The following is a 762-nucleotide window of genomic DNA, read 5'->3' on the forward strand; positions in this document are numbered from 1 at the left end:
AGGGCTGTGTGGATTTTGTGACCTGCTTTAAAACCCTTGCTGAACTCAATTACCGAGGTGCTTTCTTGATTGAAATGTGGACAGAAAAAGCCCAAGAGCCGATTGAAGAAATCATCAAAGCACGCCGTTTTATTGAACAAAAAATGCAAGAAGGAGGCTTCCCATGTTAGCGGAATTACGCGAAAAAGTCTTACAAGCCAATTTGGCTTTACCAAAACACCACTTAGTCACCTTCACTTGGGGAAATGTCAGTGAAATTGACCGCACTTCAGGATTGGTGGCGATTAAACCTTCGGGGGTAGAGTATGAAACCATGACCGCCGATGATATTGTGATTGTGGATGTGAATACAGGCGAACGCGTGTGGGGAACGAAAAAACCGTCCTCTGATACCGCAACGCATTTGGAATTATATCGCCAATTTCCTGAAATTGGTGGCATTGTGCATACCCATTCGCGCCACGCCACCATTTGGGCACAAGCAGGGTTAGATTTAATTGCCGCGGGCACCACACACGCCGATTATTTCTATGGCAGTATTCCTTGTACAAGAAAAATGACGCCAGAAGAAATTGCAGGCGAGTATGAACTGGAAACCGGCAAGGTGATTGTCGAAACCTTCCGTAATCGCAAAATTGAGGCGAAAGATGTCCCTGCTGTATTAGTCCATTCCCACGGCCCTTTTGCTTGGGGAACTGACTCAGATAATGCCGTACATAATGCGGTGGTGTTAGAAGAAATTGGTTATATGAATTTATTCAG

At 45.1% G+C, this 762-nt stretch carries 1 protein-coding gene and 1 pseudogene; both read left to right on the forward strand.

Going from position 1 to position 762, the window contains the following annotated elements; all coding sequences use genetic code 11:
- Positions 1-170, forward strand: a pseudogene (locus ACNAV8_RS11565) (L-ribulose-5-phosphate 3-epimerase); the annotation flags it as partial.
- Positions 164-762, forward strand: a 599-nt coding sequence (gene araD, locus ACNAV8_RS11570) for an L-ribulose-5-phosphate 4-epimerase AraD (protein WP_415777750.1), incomplete at its 3' end; no start/stop codon positions are given. The pseudogene ACNAV8_RS11565 and the gene araD, both read left to right, overlap by 7 nt.

Source organism: Avibacterium endocarditidis (genome assembly GCF_965138825.1).
In the GTDB taxonomy this organism is placed as follows: domain Bacteria; phylum Pseudomonadota; class Gammaproteobacteria; order Enterobacterales; family Pasteurellaceae; genus Avibacterium; species Avibacterium endocarditidis.